The sequence below is a fragment of the Actinoplanes sp. NPDC051633 genome, from assembly GCF_040681735.1.
Classification (GTDB): Bacteria; Actinomycetota; Actinomycetes; order Mycobacteriales; family Micromonosporaceae; genus Actinoplanes.
Genome location: NZ_JBFAZH010000654.1, coordinates 1 through 4,517, shown reverse-complemented (window position 1 = coordinate 4,517; position 4,517 = coordinate 1). Strand labels below are relative to the sequence as shown.

Annotated in this window: 4 protein-coding genes; all 4 read left to right on the top strand. The window is 73.1% G+C overall.

Going from position 1 to position 4,517, the window contains the following annotated elements:
* Positions 1-140: 140 nt before the first annotated feature.
* On the top strand, positions 141-923 hold the full coding sequence (locus AB0M20_RS28945; RefSeq protein ID WP_364303478.1) for a TIM barrel protein: 783 nt from the start codon (positions 141-143) through the stop codon (positions 921-923).
* A 94-nt stretch (positions 924-1,017) separates the two neighbouring features.
* Positions 1,018-1,842 carry a MurR/RpiR family transcriptional regulator gene (locus AB0M20_RS28940; protein ID WP_364303477.1) on the top strand — a complete coding sequence of 275 codons (825 nt, stop codon included), beginning with the start codon at positions 1,018-1,020 and terminating at the stop codon, positions 1,840-1,842.
* A gap of 19 nt (positions 1,843-1,861) precedes the next feature.
* Positions 1,862-3,481 (top strand): urocanate hydratase, encoded by a 1,620-nt coding sequence (gene hutU, locus AB0M20_RS28935; RefSeq protein ID WP_364303476.1) that lies wholly within the window; start codon positions 1,862-1,864, stop codon positions 3,479-3,481.
* A partial coding sequence (locus AB0M20_RS28930) for a Zn-dependent hydrolase (RefSeq protein WP_364303475.1) occupies positions 3,478-4,517 on the top strand: 1,040 nt, incomplete at its 3' end. The genes hutU and AB0M20_RS28930, both read left to right, overlap by 4 nt.

Below are 4,517 nucleotides of genomic sequence, written 5' to 3'. Positions count from 1 at the left end.
GTCGCCTTCGCCGAGGCGGTCCACACCGGGACGGCGCCACCGGTGACCGGCGAGGACGCCCGCGCTGCCCTCGCGATCGCGCTGGCCGCCGCCGCGTCGGTGGCCGCCGGCCGGCCGGTGCGGATCGACGAGGTGGCCAAGTGAGCGGCTACCGCCTGGCCGTGTGCGCCGAGATGGTCTTCCTGGACCTGCCGTTCGCCGAGCGCGTCGAACGCATCGCGCGGCTCGGCTTCGAGGTCGAGATGTGGGGCTGGGCGACCAAGGACATCGACGCGCTCACAAAGACCGGCGCGACGATCTCGTCCATGACCGGATACCTGACCGGCACCCTCGCGGACCCGGATGGCGCCGAGGAGCTGCTGCGCACCGCCCGGCAGTCGCTCGAGGTCGCCGAGCGGCTCGACTGCCCGCGCCTCAACGTGCACGGGACCGGCCTCGACGACAAGGGCCTGCCGGTGATCCCCGCTGCCGTGGTCACGCCGCCGATGTGGCTCACCGCCGCGCGTACCCTCGGCCGCCTGGCCGAGCTCGGCGAGCGCGCCGGCCGGGTCTTCACGCTGGAGAATCTCAACACCGCGGTCGACCACCCGGGCACGCCGTTCGCGACGGCGGCGGACACGCTGGCGCTGGTCGAGGCCGTCGGCAGCCCCCATCTGCGGATGAACCTGGACCTCTACCACGCCCAGATCGGCGAGGGGAATCTCGTCGAGCTGGTCGAGCGGGCGCTGCCGCACGTCGGCGAGATCCAGGTCGCCGACGTGCCCGGCCGCCGCGAGCCCGGCACCGGCGAGATCCACTACCCGGCCGTCGCCGCCGCCCTCGACCGGCTCGGATACGAGGGCGTCGTCGGTCTCGAGGGCTGGGCGTCGGGCGACCCGGAGGAGGCGCTGGAGCGCTTCCGCCGGGCGTTCACGGTCGCCTGACCCCACACTTCGCGTGCGTCTCGGCCCGCGCCGCCGTTCGCACCATGCGGTGAGGGTCTGGTGCTCTGAAAGTTTTCATGCATAGTCTGCATCTGTGAATGACACGGCCGTCAGGGTGACCGATCTGTTTCAAGGCGCCCGGCTCACGCCGACGCAGCGGCGGATCGCGCACAGCCTCGTCCAGCACGCCGCCCGGGCGGCCTATCTCTCCGCGGCCGAGGTCGCCGACCTGGCCGGCGTCAGCCAGCCCTCGGTGACCCGTTTCGCGATGGCGCTCGGGTATGCCGGCTACCCCGCCCTGCGCCGTGAGCTGCGGTCGCTGGTCGACACGACGGTGACGCCCGCGGCCGAGGAGAACGAGATGCAGCGCGCGCTGCGGGCCGAGGCCGGTCACCTGGAGCGCCTGCGCGACCAGCTCGGCGACCTCGGCCCGGTGCGGCAGGCGGCCGATCTGCTGGTGCGCAGCCGGCCGCTGCCCGTGCTGGGGCTGCGGGCCGCCGCGCCGCTCGCGGCGTACTTCGGATACTTCGCCGCGAAGGTCCACCCCGACGTGCGGGTGCTCGACGCCGGCGGCACGCAGATGCTCGACCGGCTCGATCAGGCCCGCGCGGCCGGTGCGACCGCCATGCTGGCAGTGGTGCTGCCGCGCTATCCGCGGGAGACCCTGGAGGCGGTCCGCGAGGCCGGCCTCAAGGTGGTGGCGATCACCGACTCGGCGGTCAGCCCGGTGGCCGACCGCGCCGACGTCGTGCTGCCCGCGGCGGTCGGCACCCGGCTGGTCTTCGACCTGCACACCGGGCCGATGGCGGTGGCGATGGTGCTGTTGCAGGCGATGTGCGACGCGGTGCCGGAGGCGGCGCAGCGCCGGCTGGAGGAGTTCGAGGCGACCGCCATGCGGCGGCACCTGTTCGCAGGCTGATGGTTCAGGGGAGGCACAGGTGGAGATCAGGGCGCCGCGCGGGAGCACGCGTACGGCGAAGGGCTGGCCGCAGGAGGCGGCCAAGCGGATGCTGATGAACAACCTCGACCCCGACGTGGCCGAGCGCCCCGAGGACCTGGTGGTCTACGGCGGCACCGGGCGCGCGGCGCGGGACTGGCCGTCGTTCCACGCCATCGTGCGGGAGCTCGACAACCTGACGGACGACGAGACGCTGCTGGTCCAGTCGGGGCGGCCGGTCGGCGTCCTTCGTACCCATGAATGGGCTCCTCGGGTTTTGATCGCGAACTCGAACCTCGTCGGCGACTGGGCGACGTGGCCGGAGTTCCGCCGCCTGGAGAAGCTGGGCCTGACCATGTACGGCCAGATGACCGCCGGCTCGTGGATCTACATCGGCACCCAGGGCATCCTGCAGGGCACCTACGAGACCTTCGCGGCGGTGGCGGCGAAACGGTTCGGCGGCACGCTGGCCGGGACGCTGACGCTGACCGCGGGCTGCGGCGGGATGGGCGGGGCGCAGCCGCTCGCGGTCACCATGAACGACGGCGTCTGCCTGATCGTGGACGTCGACCGCACCCGGCTGCAGCGGCGGGTCGACACGCGTTACCTCGACATGATCGCCGGCGATCTCGATACCGCGGTCGAGCAGGCCCTCCGGGACAAATCGGACCGGAAAGCGCGGAGCATCGGCGTCGTGGGCAACGCGGCCGAGATCTTCCCCGAGCTGCTGAGGCGCGGCGTACCCATCGACATCGTGACCGACCAGACCAGCGCGCACGACCCGCTGTCCTACGTGCCCATCGACACCGACCCATCGCTGGCCGCCGACAAACCGGACGAGTACACCGACCGGGCGCGAGCAAGCATGGCCAGGCACGTCGAGGCGATGGTCGGCTTCCAGGACGCCGGCGCCGAGGTCTTCGACTACGGCAACTCGATCCGCGGCGAGGCACAGCTCGCCGGCTACGACCGCGCGTTCGCCTTCCCCGGCTTCGTGCCCGCCTACATCCGCCCGCTCTTCGCCGAGGGCAAGGGCCCGTTCCGCTGGGCGGCGACCTCCGGCGACCCGGCCGACATCGCGGCCACCGACCGCGCGGTGCTCGACCTCTTCCCCGACAACGAACCGCTCGCGCGCTGGATCCGGATGGCCGGCGAGCGCGTCGCGTTCCAGGGCCTGCCGGCCCGGATCTGCTGGCTGGGGTACGGCGAACGGGACAAGGCGGGGGTCCGGTTCAACGACATGGTCGCCCGCGGCGAAGTATCAGCGCCGATCGTGATCGGCCGCGACCACCTCGACTCGGGATCGGTCGCCTCGCCCTACCGCGAGACCGAGGCGATGGCCGACGGATCCGACGCGATCGCCGACTGGCCGCTGCTGAACGCGCTGGTGAACACGGCGAGCGGCGCCAGCTGGGTGTCCATTCACCACGGTGGCGGCGTCGGGATCGGCCGGTCGATCCACGCCGGCCAGGTCTGCGTGGCCGACGGCACGGCGCTGGCCGGGCAGAAGATCGAACGGGTGCTGACCAACGATCCGGCGACCGGCGTCCTGCGGCACGTGGACGCGGGCTACGAGTCGGCGGCCGCCGAGCACGTCACGATCCCGATGCGGCAGTCGTGAGCTTCGCCGGGCTGTGGCGCGAGATCGCGCCGATCGGCCGCCACGACGACGGCGGCTATCTGAGGTACGCGCTGGGCGACGCGGAGCTGGTCCTGCGGGACTGGTTCCGCAACCAGGCGGACCGCCGCGACATGACGGTGACCGAGGACGGCAACGGCAATCTGTTCGCGTGGACGGGCGAGCCCTGGGCCGACGGGACGGTGCTGACCGGCTCGCATTTCGACTCGGTCCCGCACGGCGGCGGCTACGACGGGCCGCTGGGCATCGTGAGCGCGTTCCTGGCCGTGGACCGCCTCCGGGAAATGTCGTACTCGGGGTCTAGCGTGGCGCCCTCCCAGAACAGGGGTGGGGGAGGCGGCGGCGCGCGTGTCGCCACCGCCGGGCGTGTCGCGGCGCGGAACGTCGGCGTCGTGGCGTTCTGCGAGGAGGAGGGCGGCCGCTGGGGCGTGCCGTGCCTCGGCTCCCGCCTGCTCACCGGTGCGATCGATCCTGGCCGCGCCGCCGCGCTGCGGGACAAGGACGGCGTGACCTTCGCCGAGGCGTTGGGCGGCCGGCCGGCCGGGCAACGGCCGCTCGGATCGGTCAAGGCCCTGGTCGAGCTGCACATCGAGCAGGGCCGCGCGCTGGATGCGCCGGTCGGGGTGGCCAGTGCCATCTGGCCGCACGGCCGCTGGCGGATCGACTTCCGCGGCGACGCCGACCACGCCGGCACCACCCGGATGGCCGACCGGCGCGACCCGATGCTGACGTTCGCCTACACGGTGCTGGCGGCCAACAAGGAGGCCCGGCTGGCCGGCGCGCACGCCACCATGGCCCGCGTCGCGGTGGAGCCCAACGCCACCAACGCGATCCCCTCGCTGGTGCGCGGCTGGCTCGACGCCCGGGCGGCGGACACCCCGACGCTGGACTCGCTCGTCGAGGCCGTCACCAAGCGCGCGATCGACCGCGCCTCGCGCGACGGCACCGAGGTCGAGGTGACGCCCGAGTCGGTCTCGCCGGAGGTGGCGTTCGACACGGCGCTGGCCGAGCGGCTGTC